The organism is Gemmatimonadota bacterium (assembly GCA_039715185.1).
In the GTDB taxonomy this organism is placed as follows: domain Bacteria; phylum Gemmatimonadota; class Gemmatimonadetes; order Longimicrobiales; family RSA9; genus DATHRK01.
Genome location: JBDLIA010000204.1, coordinates 1 through 1,668 on the forward strand (window position 1 = coordinate 1; position 1,668 = coordinate 1,668).

3 protein-coding genes are annotated in these 1,668 nt (G+C 67.0%); 2 read left to right on the top strand and 1 reads right to left on the bottom strand.

All coding sequences use genetic code 11. The annotated features are described in order from the left end of the window. Positions 1-199 precede the first annotated feature (199 nt). Both ABFS34_16730 and ABFS34_16735 read left to right on the top strand, forming a co-directional pair. A complete protein-coding gene (locus ABFS34_16730) occupies positions 200-421 on the top strand; it encodes a ribbon-helix-helix protein, CopG family (GenBank protein ID MEN8377071.1) in 222 nt (73 codons plus the stop codon). After that, the gene (locus ABFS34_16735) at positions 418-831 is read left to right on the top strand and encodes a putative toxin-antitoxin system toxin component, PIN family (GenBank protein MEN8377072.1); all 414 of its coding nucleotides are present in this window, start codon (positions 418-420) and stop codon (positions 829-831) included. Before ABFS34_16730 ends, ABFS34_16735 begins: the two co-directional genes overlap by 4 nt. Before the next feature lie 98 nt (positions 832-929). Here ABFS34_16735 and ABFS34_16740 read toward each other — a convergent pair whose 3' ends face one another. Beyond that, positions 930-1,412, bottom strand: a complete 483-nt coding sequence (locus ABFS34_16740; GenBank protein ID MEN8377073.1) for an archease — start codon at positions 1,410-1,412, stop codon at positions 930-932. Positions 1,413-1,668 lie beyond the last annotated feature (256 nt).

Sequence of the window (1,668 nt, forward strand, 5' to 3'; positions counted from 1 at the left end):
AACGGCCGACCTAGCTGTTCTGCGAGATCTCAACTCGCCTTGGCCATCACCCCGCCGATCTCCGTGGTCGTCGATCCCGCCCTCAGCGGTGAGTGGAGACTCCGTTGCGCCGTGCGCGCCTCGGCTGCCGTGCGGAAACCTACTCCGCGTCAGCTGCTGACGCTTGGTAGACGGGCTCTGGTGTATTACGTTGTATGACATGAAGACTTCGGCTCTCACCATCCGACTAGACGCGGAGCTTGAACGGCGACTCGCGCGAGCCGCGCGGAGGAGCGGCCGAACCCGGAGCGAGTTCGTGCGCGAGGCGCTCCGGCGCCAGTTGGCGATTGCCCAACTCGAGGATCTACGCCGCCGGATCATGCCCTTCGCCGAAGCCCAGGGTTACCTAACCGACGAGGACGTTTTCCGCGACCTGTCGTGAGGGTGTTCCTCGACACCAAAGTTCTCGCGTCTGCAGTGGCGACCAGGGGCATCTGCGCCGATATCCTTCAAGTAGCGCTGTCCGAGCACGACCTCGTTCTCAGCGAACAGGTGCTCTCCGAGCTCCGGCGAGCTTTGCGGCGGAAGTTCAGAGTCGAGGCCACAATAGCCGACGAGGTAGACGAGTTCCTCAGGCGCGAAGCCGAAGTGATTGCGGACGCGCCGAAACTCCACATTGCGGTCCGGGACGAAGACGACAAGCGCATCCTCGAGCAGGCCGTCGCCGCAGCAGCGCACGTACTCGTGTCCGGCGATCGGGATCTCACCGGGGTGGTAGACCCGCCACTGCCCATCCTGACCCCGCGAGGCTTGTGGGACCTTCTCCGCGAGACACCGGCTGAGTCTCAATAGCACCGACCCACCTTCCATGGACTGACCGGCAACAACCCGTGTGTCGGCGGTACATGGTGGCGAGTCTCCCGCTCCGGCCAGGTTGGCCAGCCTGCGTCTCACACGTCGAATACGACCCGCGCTCGCCAACCTCCGTCCTGCCGGACGACCGCGAGCTGGTGATAGGTGACGCCCTTGATCTCGCGGACCGTCTCGGGCGATGCCGGGGCGAGCTTCACCTGCGCCTTCAGCGATCCCGCCTCGTCCAGGGTCTCGAAATCGGCAGAGGCGTAGGTGAGCTCCTCGACCTGGTGCAGGTAGAGCAGCTCGCGCAGCCAGGCGACGAGGAGGGCGGGCAGGTCGACGGCGGACAAGGAGAGCGAGCGGACGGTGTCGGCGTTGCCGGCGGAGGGCGCCTCGCCCGGCGCCTGATCGGCCTCCGCCTCGCCGGCCTCCTCCCTCCCCAGCACCAGCATGAACATGCCCGCCGCGGCGCGGTGGAAGAGCTCGGGCAGGGTGGGCGCCTCGATGTCGAGGCCCAGGTCGGCGGTGTGCTCGATGGCGCGGACGCCGGGCAGCAGTTCGGTCCGCTCTGGCGCCATCGGGCTCTCCTTTGACGGGGGCTCGACCCAAGGTGGCCCCCGGGCCGGGGCCGTGGCGACTTAGGATCAGATCGCCGGATCGAACGTAACGTAGATCTCGCTGATCTTCCCATTCCGGATTTTCGGGAACTCGCCGCAATCCGCCGCCGCGCGTTTCCGCGGAAACGTCCCGAGTGGCCATGCGGGCGCCCGGCCAGGCCATTCTCGCGAGGACCAGTGGCCATGCGCGCGCGCGTTCACGGGTAGCCATGCACGC